The following is a 17,863-nucleotide window of genomic DNA, read 5'->3' as shown; positions in this document are numbered from 1 at the left end:
CAACCAGGTAATGAAACGCCGACCGTTCGTTACGGCACTCGGTGGGGGACTCACGGCCGGACTCGCGGGCTGTCTCACGAGAGACGACGGCGACGGGGAAAACGGGGGCGAAACGACCGACCCCGAACCCGACGACCCGGATCTCGAGGGCACGCTCGAGGTCGTCACCTACGAGTCGATGCTCGACGGCGAAACCCCCGCAGGACCGTGGCTCAAAGACGAGTTCGAATCGACCTATCCCGACGCTGAACTCGAGTGGACGCTCCTGCCGGACCAGGGAATCAACCACTACATCTCGCGGGCGTCCCAGGGTGGGGCGATCGATCCCGACGTGTATCTCGGTCTGAACGTCGACGACCTGGTGACCGTCGACGACAACTTAGACGACGGCGGCCTCTTTCGCGAACTCAATCTCGACCGGATCGAGCGGTCGGATCGCATCCGCGACGGACTCAACATGGGCGATCCGCACGGTCGCGTCCTCGCGTACGACACCGGCTACATCAGTCTCGTCTACGACGAAACCGTCGTCGACGAACCCGAGACGTTCGATGATCTCCTCGATCCGGCCTACGAGGACGCGCTGATCGCCCAGAACGCCCAGACCTCCGACCCCGGCCAGGCATTTCTGCTGTGGACGATCGACGCCTTCGGCGAGGACGGCTACCTCGAGTACTGGGCGGACCTCGCGGACAACGGTGTTCGCGTGCTCGACGACTGGACCGAGTCCTACTACGGAGCGTACATGAACGAGGAGCGCCCGATGATCGTCTCGTACTCGACCGATCAGGTGTTCGCCTCGGCGGAGGGGAACGATCTCAGTCGACACCAGACCGCCTTCTTGAACAACCAGGGGTACGCGAATCCCGAAGGGATGGCGATCTTCGAGAGTGCGGACGAAATCGATCTCGCCTACGAGTTCGTCGACTTCGCGCTCTCGAATGCGGCCCAGGCGGAGATCGCCGAGCGAAACGTCCAGTTCCCCGCGGTCGCGGACGAACACGTCGATCTGGACGACGAGTTCGATCAGTACGCCCACGAACCGCCGGAGGCGGTGACGATCGGCTACGAGGAGCTTCGTGGCAACCTCGACGGGTGGGTCGACGACTGGGCGCGCGACTTCGCGAGTCAGTAGGTGGTTCGCGTGGGGTTTCGGGAACTGTTGGATCGATCGTCACAGGAGTCGGTGAACTCGGCGGAGACAGCGGAGTCAGCGAAGTCAGCGAAGTCAGCAGAGTCGGTGGAGTCCGTGGAGTCTGCGGATTCAGCGAGTTCAGCCGACCGGTCGACCGACGAACACCCCGCGACGAAGGGGCCATCAAACTCCGCAAGCCCGCTCAGTTCGCGGGTTCGAACCTGGCTCGAACGGCACGCGCTCGCGCTGACTGCGCTCTGTACGGCGGCGGTCCTCGTCGTGATGCTGTACGTGCCGACGGGGATCGTCTTCGTGAACGCCGTCCTCGAGAACGGACGGCCGACGCTCGCCCACATCGCCGGGGTTCTCACGGACCCGTTCTACGTCGGCGTGCTGGCCGACGTGTTCGCGGACCCGCTTGCGATCGGGGAGCACTTGCGGTCGCTTGCGGGCTGGGTCAGCGCGATTTCGGTGTCGCTGACGGTCGCGTTCAGCGTTCCGATTCCAGTTGTAGACGGGACGGTCCCGATCCCCTGGTTCGCGCTTTCGGTCCCGCCCGTGCGGCAGGGACTGTTCGGATTCACGGCCGTTCAGGCGGCGCTTTCGACGGTCGCGAGCGTCGCGATCGGCCTTCCCGCGGCGTACATCCTTGCGAACTATGAGTTCTACGGGCGGCGGACGCTGCGCTCGCTGACGATTCTGCCGTTCGTCCTGCCGGGGATCATGGTCGCGGTCGGCTTCTACGCGATGTTCGGGCGGACGGGCACGCTGAACTCGGTGCTCGGCGCGGCGGGAATCGGTCCGTTCGCGTTCATCGAGACCAGTCCGCTCGCGGTCGTGATCCTGGCACACGCGTTCTACAACGCGCCGCTGGTCGCGCGGGTTACCGTCGCCGCCTGGGAGTCCGTCGACGTTCGGGCCGTCGAAACCGCCCGCAGTCTCGGGGCGAGCAAGCGCCGCGCGTTCCGCGACATCGTCGTCCCGCAACTCGCGCCGGCCGTTCTCACGGGCGCGCTCCTGACGTTCATCTTTACGTTCATGACGTTTCCCATCGTGCTCGCACTCGGCGGGTTGCAACTGGCGACCGTCGAGGTCTGGATCTACGATCGGATTCAGAACCTCGATTACGCCGACGCCGCGACGCTCGCCGTCCTGGAGACGATGCTCTCGCTCGGGCTTACCTACGCGTATTTGCGGTACGAGTCGGCCCGGTCGGGACTCTCGCAGGCGGCGTCCGCACCGCCGACCGAGCCCTTATTCCCCGATCTGCAAACGGCGCTGTCGCCGCGTCGGCTCGCGATCGCCGGCTACGGCCTCCTCGCGCTCGTCCTCTTCGTCGGCCCGATCGCGAGTCTGGTCGTCGGGAGCGTGACCGACGGCGGCGGGTTCACCCTTCGCAACTACGCGTTCCTGCTGGAGCGCCAACTCGGCGGCGAGCAGTACCAGGCGCTGCCCTGGCCCGCGATCCGGAACTCGATTTTGTTCGGTCTCGCGACGCTCGTCGTCGCGGTGCCGATGGGCGTCGTGATCTCGGTGCTGACCGTCCGCGCGGGCCGAAGCGGCACGCTCGTGGACACGCTCGCGATGCTTCCCCTCGCCGTCAGCGGCGTGGTGTTCGGCATCGGCCTCCTGCAGGGGCTCGTCTTCGGCCTCCCGCTGCCCGGCGGCTGGCGACTCCGGGTGACGGGACCGATCGCGATCGTCGTCGCCCACGCCGTCGCGGCCTACCCGTTCGTCACCCGGAACGTCTCGCCGTTGCTCGCGAACCTGAACTCGGCGACGGTCGAATCCGCACGCGCACTCGGCGCATCGCGATTCCGGGCGCTCCTCGATATCGAACTCCCGCTCGTCGCGAGCGGCATCGTCGCGGGCGCGGCGTTCGCCTTCGCCATCTCGATCGGCGAGTTCTCTTCGACGGTGATTTTGGCGTCCGGGAACGGCAGTTACACCATGCCCGTCGCCGTCGAACACTATCTCGGCCGGCGCTCCGGTCCGGCGATCGCGATGGGGACGCTCCTGTTAGCCGTGACGGCGGCGAGTTTCGTCGTCATCGACCGCGTCGGCGGGAGGTACGAACTGTGACGACGCTTCGGCTGTCCGGCGTCTCGAAGCGATACGGCGGGAGCGGGGGGAGCGCCGACACCGCTGCCGGTTCGGGGGCGGGGACCGTTGCACTGCAGGACGTCGACCTGACCGTGAACGACGGCGAGTTCTTCACGCTCGTCGGGCCGTCGGGCTGTGGCAAGACGACGACGCTGCGGACCATCGCGGGCTTCGAGGAGCCCACGGCCGGCAGCGTCACCTTCGACGGGGAGTCGATGGCCGGCGTGCCGCCGGAGCGGCGAAACGTCGGCGTCGTCTTCCAGAGTTACGCCCTCTTTCCGCACATGACCGTCGCCGAGAACGTCGGCTACGGGCTGCGATTCCGAACCCCGCCGGCGGGGACGACGGTCGACGAACGCGTTACCGAACTGCTCGAACTCGTCGATCTCGCGGGGTACGGCGACCGCTCCCCCGACCAACTCTCGGGCGGTCAGCGCCAGCGGGTCGCGCTCGCTCGGGCACTCGCGCCCGCACCCGACCTGCTCCTGCTCGACGAACCCATGAGCGCGCTCGACGCCAGACTTCGGGAGACCCTACGCCGACAACTCGCGCGGATTCAGACCGAACTCGACATTACGACGGTCTACGTCACCCACGACCAGGCCGAAGCACTCGCGATTTCGGATCGACTCGCAGTCATGCGAAACGGCCGCGTCGAGCAGGTCGGGCGGCCGCAGCGTCTCTATCGCGAACCCGAAACCCGGTTCGTCGCCGAGTTCGTCGGCGATAACAACGTCTTCGACGGCGCGGTCGTCGACCGCACCGGAACCGGAGACGAAGGGAAAGGGCGAGCATCGGTCGCCGTTCCCGACGGAACGCGCGGGACGGCTGCCACGTTCGAACTCGCGGACGTTCCCGCGAACGCGACGCGACTGGGCTTCTGCGTTCGGCCGGGCGCACTATCCCAGACTGCCTCGCAGAACCGCTTTCGAGTAGCCATAGAGACGACCGAGTTCCTCGGCGAGAGCGTGCGCGTCCACGGACGGTGGAACAAGATGCCGATCGTCTTACGGCTCCCAGCGGTTCCCGAAATCGGCACCGACATCACGGTCGGGTTCGATCCCGGTGATGCGCACCTTTTCGAGGCCGACTGAGAACGAGTTCGGCTGCCGCCGCACTCACACCTGTCGTGCCATCCGCCCCGCGAGTTCGACGTGTTCGAACGGATCGGTCGTCACGCTCGGCCCGTGGCCGGCGTGTAACGCTTCGAGGTCCCCGTCGATCCACTCGCGCACGCGGTCGATACTCTCGATCAGCGCTTCGCGATCCCCTTCCTCGAGATCCGTCCGTCCGAAACTCCCGTTCTGGAATATCAGATCGCCCGCAAAGAGGATGCCCGGGTCCGCAGCGTAGAAACAGAGGTGGTCATCCTTGTGGCCGGGCGTATGAAGCGCGGTGAACTCGTGATCGCCGAGTTCGACGGTCCCCTCGTCCGTGATGGCGTGATCCACACCGTCGATGGTCGTATCGTACCCCCAGGTATCGACATCGAAGGTGCTCGTGACGGTATCGAGATTCCCGACGTGGTCGGGGTGAGTGTGCGTGAGGACGACCGCATCGAGTCCGTCGACTCGGGAGCGGACCATCTCCACGACATCGAAGTTCGCTCCGGCATCGATCAGTACCGTTCGATCACCGGTGACGAGAAAGACGTTGCTCGTAAACGCCTGCACATCCTGTGCGAGATTGACGACCATACGCGGAATACACCACCGAGCGGTTTGTGCGTATCGACAGAGACCGCCGCTACGAGTTCTGCTTGCGCGGTGATACGAACTCGTACTGTACGGTCCGGTATTCACAAGCATTTTTAGCTCCGGCACGTAGTGACGGACGAATGAATCGGCCGGTTTCCGTCGGATTCGTCGTTATCATCGTTCTCTCGGTTATCAGTATCAGCGGCGGCCTCGCGATGACTGGACTTCCGGCCGGACCCGTCGGAACCGGTACCGCTTCGGACACGACAGCTACCCCGCAGTTCGGGGGCCTAGACTATCAGAGCCAGAGTCAGAACCAGATCACCGGTTCGACAGCGACAACCGCCCAATCTCAGCAGTATCAACTTGACTCCCGGAACTTCGACGACACGACGTTCGAGGTTACAGTCCACGAAAACGGCAGCGCAACCTGGACGTTTCGCTACGAACAACAGCTCGAAGAGAGCTCGGATACCGAGAACGGGACCGGAAACGAAACCGGAAATGAAAGCGAAAGCGAGACCGCTACCCGCGAAAACTTCGAAACGTTCGCCGACGAGTTCGAATCCGAGGAAACCGAGTTCTACCAGCGGTTCGTCAACCGATCGAACTCGTTAGTCGAAACGGGCGCCACCGTCACCGATCGGGAAATGGACGCCTCGAATTTCGAGCGGCGGGCGTTCGTCCGGGACCAGATCAACCCGACAGGCGTCGTTGAACTCTCGTTTACCTGGCACGGGTTCGCTGCAGCCGATAACGGCACGCTCGTTGTCGGTGACGTCTTCCAGGGGATGAACATCATGGAGGATCAATCGCTCGTTATCCGCTCGGACGACGGGCTGACCGTCCAGGAGGCCGAGCCCGAACCCGAGTACGTCGTCAACGGCTCGCCGTCGACGGGGACGTCCGTTCGCTGGAGCGGGGAACGAGAGTTCTATCCCGGCCAGCCGCGTGTCGTCTTCGACCAAGAGGGGACCGGAGGGGCTGGCACCTCGAACACCGGCTTTCTCGAGGGCATTTTCGAGGACGGCACGGACGCGTTTGCCTCCCCGCTGGTCGTTCTCGTCCTCGCACTCGTTCTCACGCTCGTCGTCGGCTTCGGGCTCGGCCTTGCCAGCGTCCGATATCGGTCCCAAGATGATGGGCTAGCCGGCGTGATCCCCTTTGTCGGGCGTGATAACACCGCCAACTCACCGTCTACAGCGGACTCACAGTCGGGGTCACAATCACAATCACGGTCACGGTCACACGCCAACACAGCGACCCGATCCGAGACGCCTGCGGCCGGCGAGCAGAACTCGGAGAGACAATCAGCGGGTGGTGTGGGTGCCACGGAACCCGATACAGAGGCGGACCCGAACGCCACGCCGGTGGGGCTCTCGGAGGAGGAACTGCTCACCGATGAGGATCGCGTCGTCAAACTCATCCAGGAGAACGGTGGTCGCATGAAGCAGGTCAACATCGTCGACGAGACGGGATGGTCCAAATCCAAGGTGAGTATGCTCCTCTCCGAGATGGAAGACGACGGAACGATAAGCAAACTACGTGTCGGGCGAGAGAACATTATTAGCCTCGATGGCTTCGAACCGGAGGCGACGAAGTCACCGTTCGAGGAGTGAGCCCGGCGTGAGACTGTGAGACATTCCTAATTCGAAACGGAATGCTTAAACATCGTACTGCGCTACGTCAGGATGCACTCGCGACGAACCGCGACGTGCTCCGATAGTGTAGTCCGGCCAATCATATTGCCCTCTCGAGGCAATGACCGGGGTTCGAATCCCCGTCGGAGCATCCCGACGTATTTTCGTGGTTTTACGTCATCAGTAGGGTAGTACAGTCCGACAGCCACACATCGATCGAGTAACTGCGGAATCGCTTTCCGTTATGCCGTTCTGTGACCGCGTATGACAGCGCTTACCGACCGCGAGTGGCGGCTCATAACGGACGAGGTCCGCGATGGCCCGACCCAGATGGCTCTCGAGGAGATCGCCGCCCGGACAGCGATCGAAGACGGCGTTCGAACGGTGCGCGTTTATTCGTGGGAACCCAGCACGCTCTCGCTCGGATACCGACAGGAGGCGGAAACGGTCGACTGGGAGTTCTGCGAGCGTAACGGAATCGACGTGACTCGTCGGCAGACCGGCGGCGGCGGCATCTATCACGACCGGCACGCTGATATTTCCTATACGATCGTCGCGCCGGCTGACGAGGTCCCGGGGGACCTGATGGACTGCTACGCGCTGTTTTGTGAGCCGATCCTCGACGCCTTCGAGCGAATGGGCGTCGACGCCGATTTCGCCGGCACCGAGCAGTCGTCGATTTACAAACCGTCGTGCTATCTGCGAGATATCAATCCGGCACACGACATCGTCGCCCCAGCGAGCGACGCCACACGGGCGCGAAAGATCAGCGGCAACGCCCAGTACCGCCAGCGCGACGTCGTCATCCAGCACGGGTCGCTGAGCTACGACCGCGAGCCCACCCGGCACGTCGGTGCGTTCGATACCGAACTCGAGACGGAGACGTTCACCGACCGGGTGACGAGTATCCGCCAAGAGGCTGGTATCGATCGTGAGGAGGCGGTCGAGACGCTTTCCGCAGCGCTCGGTGACTGGTGTGACGCTGCAAACGGCGGGTGGCGCAAGGGCGAACTCGAGGACGCTCGCGAACTCGCAGCGCGGAAGTACGGAGCCGACCCCTGGATTCGAAATCGGCAAGCTCCAGACGCGCCAGAGCGCTGAACGCGCCGATGAATCACCCGATACGGACCGCTTTCCAGACGGTTACTTGCAGAGTTCAGCTGCGATCGTCGGACCAGCGGGACGTGCTCCGATAGACACCCGGACTCCGGTCGCCCTATCCGCCACTCGAGTCGCAACTCGAAAATCTTCGATCGCTGACTTCCGAGCGATGGCCCCGTCCGCACTGGTCCGGTATACATATCACGGACCGGTACTGACGAGAATCCATGACCATGAAGGTCGGCGCACACGTTTCGATCTCCGGCTCGCGCGTCTCCTCCGACGACGAAACACCGCCGTACGACGACGTTCGCAATGCCGTCCACCGACAGCTCGCCTTCGGCGGGAACTGCGGCCAGATCTTTACGACCTCGCCGCAGGTCTGGCAACAGCCAGAAATCAGCGACGAGGCTGCCGACGGATTCCGGGCGGAAAGCGACGACCGACTCGAGGGGCCGTGGGTCATCCACTCGGCCTACCTCGTCAACCTCTGTACCCCCAAGGACGACCTCCGCCGGAAATCGAAAGAGAGCATGCAGGCTGAACTCGACGCCGCTTCCCGATTGGGAATTCCGTACGTCAACGTCCACCTCGGTGCCCACACCGGAGCCGGCGTCGAGGGTGGCCTGGACAACGCCGCGAGCCTCATCGACGAACTCGACGTTCCCGACGGCGTGCAGATCCTCATCGAGTCCGACGCCGGCAGCGGTACCAAACTCGGCGGCGAGTTCGCTCATCTCGCGGGCATCATCGACCGGACCGAGACGGACATCGGCATCTGCATCGATACCGCCCACACGCTCGTCGCGGGGAACGATCTCACGACGCCCGACGCCGTGGACGAAACGGTCTCCCGGTTCGACGACGAGGTCGGTCTCGAGTACCTGCAGTACATCCACCTGAACGACTCGAAGCACGACGTTGGCACGCACAAGGACGAGCACGCCCTCATCGGGGAGGGCTATATCGGCGAAGACGGGATGCGGGCGATCGTTAACCACCCCGACCTGCGCGACCTGCCCTTCGCGCTCGAAACTCCGACGGAGAACGGCCGCGGCTTCGCCTGGAACATCCAGAAAGTAAAAGAACTGCGCGACGACTGATACTGCCGGACAAAACTATTCGCACGTCGATCGCATCTCACGGATCGTCGCTTGTGGCGACGACCGTTCGAGTGCGATCGAGTGTTCGCTGACTGTTGTCCGACAGTGTAAGCCACGTTCCCGGCCTCGTCGCCAAAATCGACCTGCTTTTACCCCCAAGCGGCCTACCGGGGCTCGTGCGCGAGTTCTCCGAAGACTATCTGCGACGGACCCGGGCCGGCATGTGGGACGATTCCCGGGCGGCGCTTTCCCCGCTCGAACTCGACTCGCGCGAGCGGATCCTCGACGTCGGCTGTGGTACGGGGGAACTGAGCCGCGTTCTCGCGGCGGAGTCGCCTGGTGCGGTGATCGGCTGTGACGCCGATTCCGAACTGCTTCGGGCTGCCGGCGAGTTCGTTCCGGCGGTCGCTGGGGACGCCCATCGGTTGCCGTTCCCCGACGACGCCTTCGATCTCGTCGTCTGTCAGGCGCTGTTGATCAATCTGCCCGATCCCGCAGCTGCGCTCGATGAGTTCGCCCGTGTCTCGACGGACCTCGTCGCGGCCGTCGAACCGAACAACGAGGCCGTCGAGATCGAATCGAGCGTCCGTGCGGAGGGCGCACTCGAGCGACGCGCCAGGGACGCCTACCTCGACGGGATCGACACTGACGTTGCGCTCGGTGCCGACGCCCGCGAGGCCTTCGACGACGCGGCACTCGAGGTTCTCGAGACGCGCCGATACGATCACGTTCGGACGATCGAACCACCCTATAGCGACGGTGCAGTGCGTGCTGCGCGTCGGAAGGCGACTGGAGCGGGGTTAGCCGATGACCGGGAAACGATGCTCGATGGACCGTTGACGGCGGCGGAATACGACGAATTGCGAAGCGAATGGCGGTCGATGGGACGGGACGTGATCGATCAGATGGAAGAGAGAGAGTATCGCCGAGCGGAAGCCGTCCCGTTCTTCGTGACGGTTGGACGGCTCTCCGACGGTGCCGACACCCGCACCCACAATCGGGGCTGAGACCGCGACCGCGATCCTGACCGTCACCGGGGCAGCAGCGTCCGGAGCCCACCGCCGACAACGCCGCCAAGCACGCCGTCGGCGACGGTCAAGAGCGAAAAGAGGAGTGCGAGCAGGACGATACTCGCGAATCCGAGCCCCGAAACCATCGGACTCACGGGGCCGATCGAACCGAACACCAGCAGCGGCGGCTCGTTGTACAATCCGAGGACGGCACCGAGCGTTCCCGTCACCGTTCCTGCAGCAATGCCAACGAGTGAACTCGCGAGTATCGCGTGAATGAGTCCAGAGACGATCCGTCCGGTGGCGTATGCGGCGACGAATCCGGCGACGACGCCGCCACCGAGGCGGCCGAGCAACGGCACCAACAGCGCGGTGAGGTCGACGAGAACGCCGGCGATGACGGCTGCGAGCAGGATCTGTACGTCGAGTTCAGCGCGGAACGCCGAAGCCGTGGCGGTGGACGAGTCATCTTCACTCATGGTCGGTGTTTCCTACTCATCGTCGGTGGTCGTCATCGCCCTCGCAGTGTGACGATTCGTGATCGATTCGACACATACACTCCGGATCACGGGGCGAGGAGCCCGGTCGTTTCTTCGGTTGTTTCCCGGAGGAACTCGGTGCTGTTGGTGGCTGTTTCCTCGATGTGGTCGCCCGTCTCGTTGCTCGTTTCTTCGAGGTGCTCGCCGGTGTCCACGACCGTTTCGTTGATGTGATCTCCGGTTTCGGTTATCGTCTCTTCGAGGTGCGCACCGGTTTCTGCGAGGGATTCTTCGAGTTGGTCGTCCGTTTCGTTCGGGTTCTCGGCGATCGTCTGCGTTACGTCGGAAGTGGTGTTCTCGGTGTGGTCGAGCGTTCCCTCGACTGTTTCTTCGGTGTGATCGAGTGTGTTTTCGGTCGTCTCTTCGGTGTGGTTGAGCGTCTCCTCGGTCGTTTCTTCGGTGTGGTTGAGGGTGTTCTCGACCGTTTCCTCGGTGTGATTGAGTGTGTCCGCTGCCGTCTCTTCGGTGTGGTTGAGCGTTTCGTTGGCGGGGTCGGTGACCGGATCGGTTTCGGTGTCGTTCTGGTCGTCGTTCTCGTGTTCGTTTTCGGTCTCGTCTTCACCCTCGTCTCCACTCTCGTCCTCACCTTCGTTTTCGCCGGTGTCGTTCCCGTCACCGTCGTCTGATCCGGTTTCATCGTCATTGGTCGGCGTATCGTCCCCGTCGTTCGATTCGTCTTCTTGGTCCGAGTCGTCGGTATCGTCTCCGGAATCGTTCCGGGTGTCAGTATCTCGGTCGTTGTCATCAGGCCGGGATTCGTCACTTTCGTCGTCGCTCTCGTTGGAGTTGTTGGAGTCGTTGGAGTCGTTCGAGGAGTTAGTGTCGTCGGTACCGTTCGAGTCGTCGTCCTGCTCAAGGGACCCGAGATCGAGTTCACCGAATCCGTCGGCTCCGGGCGTCTCGTTGTCCGGTCCGACTTCGATCGAGTAGCCGTTGACCGACAGGCCCTGCGTCGTAATCGACGTAGCGGTGATCGTCAGATTCGTCTCCTCGGTGGGGAGACAGTCGCCGGCCGCGGAAAGGTTGTCTAGTGCCTCGCTCTGGTGTTCGGTACGGAGCAGCATCGTTGCATCCGGCCGGGTCTGTTCGAGTTCGACGCGTCTGTTCTCGCCGAGGTAGACGGTGGTGTTGTCGTAACTCCCGTTCCGAACGAGGAGTTCGTTGGTGCCGGAGGTGAGTTGCTGGGCGCAAACGGTTGCGTCCTCGATCGATCCCAGTTCCACCGTGACGGTGCCGTCGTTCGTCTCCTGGGCGGCCACGGGAAGGGTACCGATTCCCGAGATGATGCTGGCGAGGACGACGAGTGCGACGACGAGGAGGGACGTCGTTCGAGTCATAGCATGTCAGCTCACGTCTCAGTGTTCTCTCGCGATGATCGTCTCGCGGGTTCGGTGCTCGGTGGCGCGTGTTGTGCCGCGGCGATGGCTCTCACTCATCGGTCGTTTCCGTGTTCTGCGGACCCGGTCTCGGTCGCGGCCGCGAGACGGTCACGGAGTCTGCGTACGATCGGACCGACGACGCGCTGGAGCCGGTTGCGAACACCCGCGACAGCGTTGTCGACGGGGCTCGGTTCAGTGACGTGGTCGGGGACGCGGTCTTCGTCGGGTTTCCACGCGAGACAGAGGTTACCGCCGAGGATGCCGAATAGGAGCCCGAACAGTAACCCGCCGAGCGAGCCGACCAGCGAGAGAATCGACAGGGCGATGCCAATGACGCCGATCACGTCGGAGTGGGCCGGTTTGTACAGCGCGAAGACGCCCGTCAGGAACACCAACACGCCGAACGCGACGCCGATGGCGAGAAAGCCGGTCAGCTCGCCGCCGACGAAGAGAAGGTCCGGCAGGATTTGCATCGGGACCCAGGTGATGATGATCCCGGCCAGACATAACAGGAGCCCACCCAGGAACGGTCGCCGGAGCCGCCAGGCGGTAAATCGATCCCAGCGCCGTTTGATCCGTCCAGTCGTATTCGTGGAGTCGTCGTAGCTAGATTTGGTTGCCATGGGTGATCACGTCTCTTCGTCCGTGTACTCGACATCGACATCGAGACCGGGCAGGCTGATCTCGTTCGATGCGAGATACACCATCTCGATCTCGACATCTTCTTGCACCATTCCGGGCGCGTCACCGCTTACGTCGGTGAGCAGGCCCTCTTCGGGTTCGGCGTTCTCTCCAGCTGCCTGCTGGAACTGCTGGTTCGGATCGTCGCTGTACTGGTCGTTGATCACCTGACCGTTGAACGTCGCCTCCTCCGCGCTCAGCCCGGTCAACTTGATGTACTGTTCGTCCGCTTCGACGGTTTCATCCGTGGTAAAGGAGATCTCGATCGTCCCGTCGATCCCGGGCAGGTTATCGACGGACTGCTCTTTCGTCAGCACCAGGCCATCGATTTCGACGCCTCGCTGTTCGACGACGACGACGGGCGTCGCCTGTGCCTCGCTACTCTCCCCGACGCCAGGGTAGAGGAGGAACTCGTCGGATCTGATCTCGTCGGCCTCAACGGTAAAGCCGCCGGCGGCCAACGGCGCGGCGTAGGCCGTCCCCGATGACAGCACGATGATCGCGACGAACGCAACAGCGAGAAACGACGCACCCGTGCCGGTCAGCAGCCGTTTCTTGTTGTACATGTTAGGCACCTCCTCCGGTGCTGTTCGGTCCCCCTTCGCCGTCGAGCAGGGACCGTCCCGTGCCGTCGTTTACAGTTCGTCCGCGTTGCCGGTGGTTGTTGGATGTCACAAGCACACACCCAACATGATTTGTAATCATTTTTCCTCCTCGTATACGGTGTCATTTATATTCCGGCCGCAATAGGCCACAGTACTGTTCGTCTCGATACTGCCAGTGTGAGTGATTCTGTCGGCGTTTTGACTACTGTTCGAAGACCGAGACAGTCAGCACGGGACACGTATAAAGACACGCGGAAACGCGGGAGAAATACTATCGGCCACACCGGTGCGTGTCGGGGTGTGCAACCGAAATCGTTCAGTACTACTGATATAGTCTCGTTCTACAACGAGACCGCGTGGGAGTATCGGTTTTTCTGGAGTGAGGTCAACCTGCACTACGGCTTCTACGACGACGCGCACACGAGCCATCGGGAAGCCATGAGGAACTCGAACAGCGTCTACGCCGACAAACTCGATGCCGACGAGACGGATACGATACTGGACATCGGGACCGGGCGCGGCGGATTGCCGATCCACATCGCGGCCGAACGCGACGCCGACGTTCACGGCATCGATATCGACCCGTCTCACGTTCGCGACGCTCGGGCGAACGCTCGCGAACGCGACGTGGCGGCATCGACCGCGTTCAGCGTCGGCACCTATCACGACATTCCGTACCCCGACGACACGTTCGACGCGATCTCCGGTATCGAAACGGTCTGTCACTCCGCGCAAAAGGACCGCGTACTCGAGGAAATCCGCCGCGTCCTCGCGCCGGGCGGGCGCGTGCTGCTCTCCGACGGCTACATGAGCCGAACGGCGCTGACGGCACCGGAAAAAGAGACGGTCCGAACGGTACTCGACGGGTGGGCCGTTCCCGAACTCGCACACGTCAGCGAGTTCAGAACTGAACTCGAAGCGGCCGGCTTTACGAACGTGACGTTCGACGACCACTACGACCGGATTATGCCGTCGTCACGCCGTCAACGGTGGCTCTCGCGCGCAGTCACGCCGCTTCTCAAGGCTGCTTCCGCGCTGGGTGTAAAAAGTGATTCGTCGGTCAAACAGGGGGTAACGCTTTACCACCAGTACGACGTTCTCGACCGCGGACTCGCAGTGCACGGTGACTTCACTGCGGAGTTGCCGGCGTGATGGCGGTGGTCTCGCCGATGCAAACCCGTCGAGTTCGGGACGGAAACCGCCGGCCGATGAGTGGTGTCCGTTCCGCTTCCAGTCCCGCGTTCGAGTCGTATTCGAAACCCTGGATGTCACCAACTCTGTCAGACGATACCAAGAAGTATGTTCACAGTGAGGTGATTCTCACGAGATGAGATACGCAAAGTGCATCGTTATCCCGGACAACGAGGGGTTACACCCCGTCGATCAGCAGATTGCAGATCATCCCGATATCGCGCGTGAACTCCTCCACAACGTCAATCTCCTCGCCGACGATACGATCGTCACGCTCTATCAACTGTCCGGTGATGCAGCGGCGCTCGAGTCGATTCTGACGGATTCAACGATGGTTCGCATGTACCATCTTTCGGAGGCGGACGACGCGATCCACGCCTACATCCACGTCGAAGCCCACGACAGGCTCGTCGGGCTCTTGAGCATGTTCCGCGAGTTCGAGTTCATCTTCGATACGCCCCTGGAGTACACGCGACGCGGGGGATTGCGCGTGACGATGATCGGCGACGTGGGGAGCTTTCAGCAGGCGATTCCGGACGTTCCCGACGGGATTCGGATCAAACTCCTCAAGACGGGGACCTACGAGCCGAACACGGATCGGCTGTTTTCACAGCTCACCGAGCGACAGCAGGAGATTCTCGAGACCGCAGTCGATATGGGCTACTACAACGTGCCGCGCGAGGTGACTCACGCGGATATCGGCGACGAACTCGGCTGTACTGGCGGAACGGTTGGGGGGCACCTGCGAAAGATCGAGGCGAAACTGCTGGCTCAGATCGTTCCGTGATGGCTGAACTCGACGCGACGCGGCGTCAACGCTCTCACTCTCTCTCTCTCTCTCAGAACGTAAAGAGGTCGACACCGCCGGTGACGCCGACGACCTGTCCGGTGACGTAATCGGCCTGCTCCGAGCAGAGGTACGCGATCAGGTTCGCGACGTCTTCCTCCCGGCCGAGTCGTCGCATCGGGGTTGCCTCGGCGATTCGAGCGAAGTGTTCGTCGACCTGTTCGAGCTGCTCGAGGGGCAGATCTGCGAGCGCGCCGACGACGATACTCGGGGCGACGACATTACTCGTAATACCGTGCTGTGCGCCCTCTAAGGCAAGCGTCTTGCCGAAGCCGATCAGCGCCGACTTCGTCGCCGAGTACGACGCCTGTCCGAAGCCGCCGTGCCAGCCGGCGACCGAGGACATGGTGACGATGCGGCCCCATCCGCGCTCTTTCATCCCCGGATAGACGGCGCGGGTGACGTTGTAGGTTCCCGTCAGGTTGACCGCCACGTCGCGGTCCCAGATCTCGTCGTCGAAGTCCTCGACCTTGTCGCGGGCGTCGACCAGTCCCGCGTTGTTGATCAGCACGTCGATCCCGCCAGTGTCCTCGTCGACCGCCGAAATCGTCTCCGCGACCGCGTCGCGATCGGTCAGGTCGCACTCGAGCGTGCGCGCCGTCCCGCCGGCGTCTTCGATGTCGTCGACGACGGTCTGCGCCGCGTCGGTGTCGACGTCCAGCGCAATCACCTCTGCCCCTTCCGCGGCGAGTGTTTCGCAGTCGACGCTGCCGATGCGTCCGCCCGCTCCCGTCACGAGAGCGGTCTTCTCGTCCAGTCCGAAATCCATACGGTGAGCACCACCGGCAACGACGAAGGGCGTTTTTCGACGGATCGCAGGCGATTTATATCAGTGGAGAGGCCGGTACCGAGCAGTCGATCGGCTACGGATCCTCGCACGACTATCCGACCGCGGCCGTGTCCCGCTTCGGTCTTCAACGACCGCGTATCCCAGCGAGTACGCTTTAGCAACGCAGGGGTGATAGCGTGACCGAATGTCCCGAGACGCGACACCCTGGACGGCGGCGTACGAACGGTTCGGCATCCCCGAATCGCTCGAACCCTATCCCGACGAACCGGTTCATCAGTTCCTGTACGACGCTGCAGAGGAGCATCCAGCGCAGGGAATCGTCCAGTTAGGCCAACGATTCCCCTACCCCGACATCCGCGAGGACGTCGACCGACTGGCGACGGCGCTGCGCCAGCGCGGCATCGAGAAGGGTCACAGAGTCGCAACGATCCTCCCGACATCCGTCCAGTTCGTCGTCGCCACCAACGCCATCTCGCGGGCCGGCGGCGTCCACATCCCGAACGACTTCCTCGACGCCGAGGACGACCTCGTCTACCGACTCGAGCAAGGCGATCCCGACGTACTGATCGGCCACGACAAACACCTCGATCTCATCCGGTCGCTCCAAACTGAACTCGAACTCGAGCACGTGCTCCTCACGTCGCTCGAGGACTACTCGGCGGACCCGCCGGACGAGGGCGAGCGAGAGACGATCGACGGAGCCGAATGGCTCCGCCCGGTCATCGACGCGACGGAACCGGACCCGCCCACCGTCGAGTTCAGCGTCGAAACGGACGTGCACACGCTGTTGTTTACGGGCGGGACGACCGGCTTGCCGAAGGGGTGTCTGCTGACCCACCGGAATCTGGTGGCGAACGCGCTCCAGGGCGTCGCCGTGCAGTCCCAGTTGGCAGCGGCGATGCGCGGCAGCGAGGCGGCCGTGATGGCGCTGCCGATGTATCACGCCTACGGCTACTCGATCACGAACAGCCTGCTCGAACTCGGCCTCGACATGCTGGTCGTTCCCGACGCCAGGGATACGGTGCAGATGCGCGACCTGGTCGAGCGCCACGAACCGCTGCTCATGCTCGGCGTGCCGACCCAGTTCATGGAATTGGTCGACGAGGAGGTCGCCTCCTCGGTCGTCGGCATCTCCGGCTCCGCTCCCCTCGCGGTCGAGACGAAGTCGCAGTTCGAACGCGAGGCCGGCGGCGTGTCCCAGGGCTACGGCCTCTCGGAGATGTCCCCGATCACCCACTTCGACGTACACGGGCTCTACGAACTCCTCGCCGGCGGTGAGAGCGAGGACGGGTTGGACCATCCGACCATCGGAATTCCGGTCCCCGATACGAGCGTCAAACTCCGCGATATCGACTCCGGCGAGGCGATTCCGATCGACCGCGCCGTCGACGACGAACTCGAGGGCGAACTCCTCGTGAAGGGGCCACAACGGATGGCCGGATATCTCGACGAGGAGAGAGACCCGTTCGACGAGGAGGGATACGTCGCCACGGGAGACATCGCGAAAGTCGACGCAAGCGGTCGATTCTACGTCGTCGACCGCATCAAGAACATGATCAACGTCTCGGGGTTGAAGGTCTACTCCGAGGAAGTCGACGAGATCCTCTACGGTCTCGAGGGCGTCGAACGACCGGCCACGGTCGGCGTCCCCGATCCGGAGCGGCCGGGCAGCGAGCGCGTCCACATCTTCATCGAATCGGAACCGGATGCGGACGTAACCGAACAGGACGTTCGCGACCATCTCGAGGGTACGGTGCCACGACAGGCCCTCCCGTCGACGGTGACGTTCGTCGAGTCGATCCCGCTCACTGATATCGGAAAGACGGACAAGCAGGCGCTTCGGGAGGGCACAGCAGCCGAAGCAGACACCTGAGTCGTTTCAGTCGATCTGCTGTCCCGGTTTCCCGACACAACCCTGGACCGGGTCGTGGATGTGCCGAAACTGATTGCCAGCAGTCCGTCTCAGCGACTGCTCTCGATTCGTGCTGAACTCGAGTCGAGTTCAGTAATCGGTTTGTCGCATGATGCAGCTGCCATGGTGA

Annotated in this window: 16 protein-coding genes and 1 tRNA gene; 11 read left to right on the top strand and 6 right to left on the bottom strand. The window is 63.1% G+C overall.

The window, feature by feature from the left end; translation table 11 throughout:
* Window positions 1-10 precede the first annotated feature (10 nt).
* The 3 genes from SM755_RS09215 to SM755_RS09205 are packed head-to-tail and all read left to right on the top strand — an operon-like array spanning window position 11 to window position 4,332.
* A complete protein-coding gene (locus SM755_RS09215) occupies window positions 11-1,135 on the top strand; it encodes a thiamine ABC transporter substrate-binding protein (protein ID WP_323172391.1) in 1,125 nt (374 codons plus the stop codon).
* On the top strand, window positions 1,136-3,217 hold the full coding sequence (locus SM755_RS09210; protein WP_323172390.1) for an iron ABC transporter permease: 2,082 nt from the start codon (window positions 1,136-1,138) through the stop codon (window positions 3,215-3,217). It begins immediately after the preceding gene.
* A complete protein-coding gene (locus tag SM755_RS09205; RefSeq protein ID WP_323172389.1) occupies window positions 3,214-4,332 on the top strand; it encodes an ABC transporter ATP-binding protein in 1,119 nt (372 codons plus the stop codon). The genes SM755_RS09210 and SM755_RS09205 overlap by 4 nt, the downstream gene beginning before the upstream one ends.
* Before the next feature lie 24 nt (window positions 4,333-4,356).
* Here SM755_RS09205 and SM755_RS09200 read toward each other — a convergent pair whose 3' ends face one another.
* A complete protein-coding gene (locus tag SM755_RS09200; RefSeq protein ID WP_323172388.1) occupies window positions 4,357-4,935 on the bottom strand; it encodes an MBL fold metallo-hydrolase in 579 nt (192 codons plus the stop codon).
* Between the two features lie 140 nt (window positions 4,936-5,075).
* On the opposite strand from SM755_RS09200, the gene SM755_RS09195 reads away from it, so the two are divergent.
* From SM755_RS09195 to SM755_RS09175, 5 genes are all read left to right on the top strand, one after another.
* Window positions 5,076-6,554, top strand: coding sequence for a hypothetical protein (locus tag SM755_RS09195; protein ID WP_323172387.1), 1,479 nt, complete (start codon window positions 5,076-5,078; stop codon window positions 6,552-6,554).
* Window positions 6,555-6,651: 97 nt separating this feature from the next.
* Window positions 6,652-6,726: transfer RNA gene (locus tag SM755_RS09190), tRNA-Glu, on the top strand.
* A 113-nt stretch (window positions 6,727-6,839) separates the two neighbouring features.
* Window positions 6,840-7,676 (top strand): biotin/lipoate A/B protein ligase family protein, encoded by an 837-nt coding sequence (locus SM755_RS09185; protein WP_323172386.1) that lies wholly within the window; start codon window positions 6,840-6,842, stop codon window positions 7,674-7,676.
* A 233-nt stretch (window positions 7,677-7,909) separates the two neighbouring features.
* Window positions 7,910-8,779, top strand: coding sequence for a deoxyribonuclease IV (locus SM755_RS09180; protein WP_323172605.1), 870 nt, complete (start codon window positions 7,910-7,912; stop codon window positions 8,777-8,779).
* A gap of 176 nt (window positions 8,780-8,955) precedes the next feature.
* Window positions 8,956-9,786 carry a methyltransferase domain-containing protein gene (locus SM755_RS09175; RefSeq protein ID WP_323172604.1) on the top strand — a complete coding sequence of 277 codons (831 nt, stop codon included), beginning with the start codon at window positions 8,956-8,958 and terminating at the stop codon, window positions 9,784-9,786.
* Window positions 9,787-9,809: 23 nt separating this feature from the next.
* Here SM755_RS09175 and SM755_RS09170 read toward each other — a convergent pair whose 3' ends face one another.
* The 4 genes from SM755_RS09170 to SM755_RS09155 all read right to left on the bottom strand — a co-directional run bounded on the left by SM755_RS09170 (window position 9,810) and on the right by SM755_RS09155 (window position 12,954).
* A complete protein-coding gene (locus SM755_RS09170; protein ID WP_323172385.1) occupies window positions 9,810-10,268 on the bottom strand; it encodes a hypothetical protein in 459 nt (152 codons plus the stop codon).
* An 86-nt stretch (window positions 10,269-10,354) separates the two neighbouring features.
* Complete coding sequence (locus SM755_RS09165; RefSeq protein WP_323172384.1) at window positions 10,355-11,665, bottom strand: hypothetical protein; 1,311 nt, start codon at window positions 11,663-11,665, stop codon at window positions 10,355-10,357.
* Between the two features lie 95 nt (window positions 11,666-11,760).
* Window positions 11,761-12,330, bottom strand: coding sequence for a DUF6114 domain-containing protein (locus tag SM755_RS09160; RefSeq protein ID WP_323172383.1), 570 nt, complete (start codon window positions 12,328-12,330; stop codon window positions 11,761-11,763).
* A 6-nt stretch (window positions 12,331-12,336) separates the two neighbouring features.
* Window positions 12,337-12,954, bottom strand: coding sequence for a DUF6230 family protein (locus SM755_RS09155; RefSeq protein ID WP_006666071.1), 618 nt, complete (start codon window positions 12,952-12,954; stop codon window positions 12,337-12,339).
* Between the two features lie 339 nt (window positions 12,955-13,293).
* On the opposite strand from SM755_RS09155, the gene SM755_RS09150 reads away from it, so the two are divergent.
* Together SM755_RS09150 and SM755_RS09145 are read left to right on the top strand one after the other, a co-directional pair.
* Window positions 13,294-14,145: a methyltransferase domain-containing protein gene (locus SM755_RS09150; protein WP_323172382.1), complete on the top strand. Its 852-nt coding sequence runs from the start codon at window positions 13,294-13,296 to the stop codon at window positions 14,143-14,145.
* Between the two features lie 175 nt (window positions 14,146-14,320).
* Window positions 14,321-14,971 carry a helix-turn-helix domain-containing protein gene (locus SM755_RS09145; RefSeq protein WP_006666073.1) on the top strand — a complete coding sequence of 217 codons (651 nt, stop codon included), beginning with the start codon at window positions 14,321-14,323 and terminating at the stop codon, window positions 14,969-14,971.
* Between the two features lie 52 nt (window positions 14,972-15,023).
* On the opposite strand, the gene SM755_RS09140 is transcribed toward SM755_RS09145, so the two are convergent.
* Complete coding sequence (locus tag SM755_RS09140) at window positions 15,024-15,800, bottom strand: SDR family NAD(P)-dependent oxidoreductase (protein ID WP_006666074.1); 777 nt, start codon at window positions 15,798-15,800, stop codon at window positions 15,024-15,026.
* Window positions 15,801-16,005: 205 nt separating this feature from the next.
* Here SM755_RS09140 and SM755_RS09135 point away from each other — a divergent pair, with 205 nt between their 5' ends.
* Window positions 16,006-17,694: an AMP-binding protein gene (locus tag SM755_RS09135; RefSeq protein ID WP_006666075.1), complete on the top strand. Its 1,689-nt coding sequence runs from the start codon at window positions 16,006-16,008 to the stop codon at window positions 17,692-17,694.
* Window positions 17,695-17,863 lie beyond the last annotated feature (169 nt).

It is taken from the genome of Natrialba sp. PRR66, assembly GCF_034808065.1.
Lineage (GTDB): Archaea > Halobacteriota > Halobacteria > Halobacteriales > Natrialbaceae > Natrialba > Natrialba aegyptia.
The sequence above is the reverse complement of the archived record's forward strand: the minus strand, read 5'-3'. Positions and strand labels throughout refer to the sequence as shown.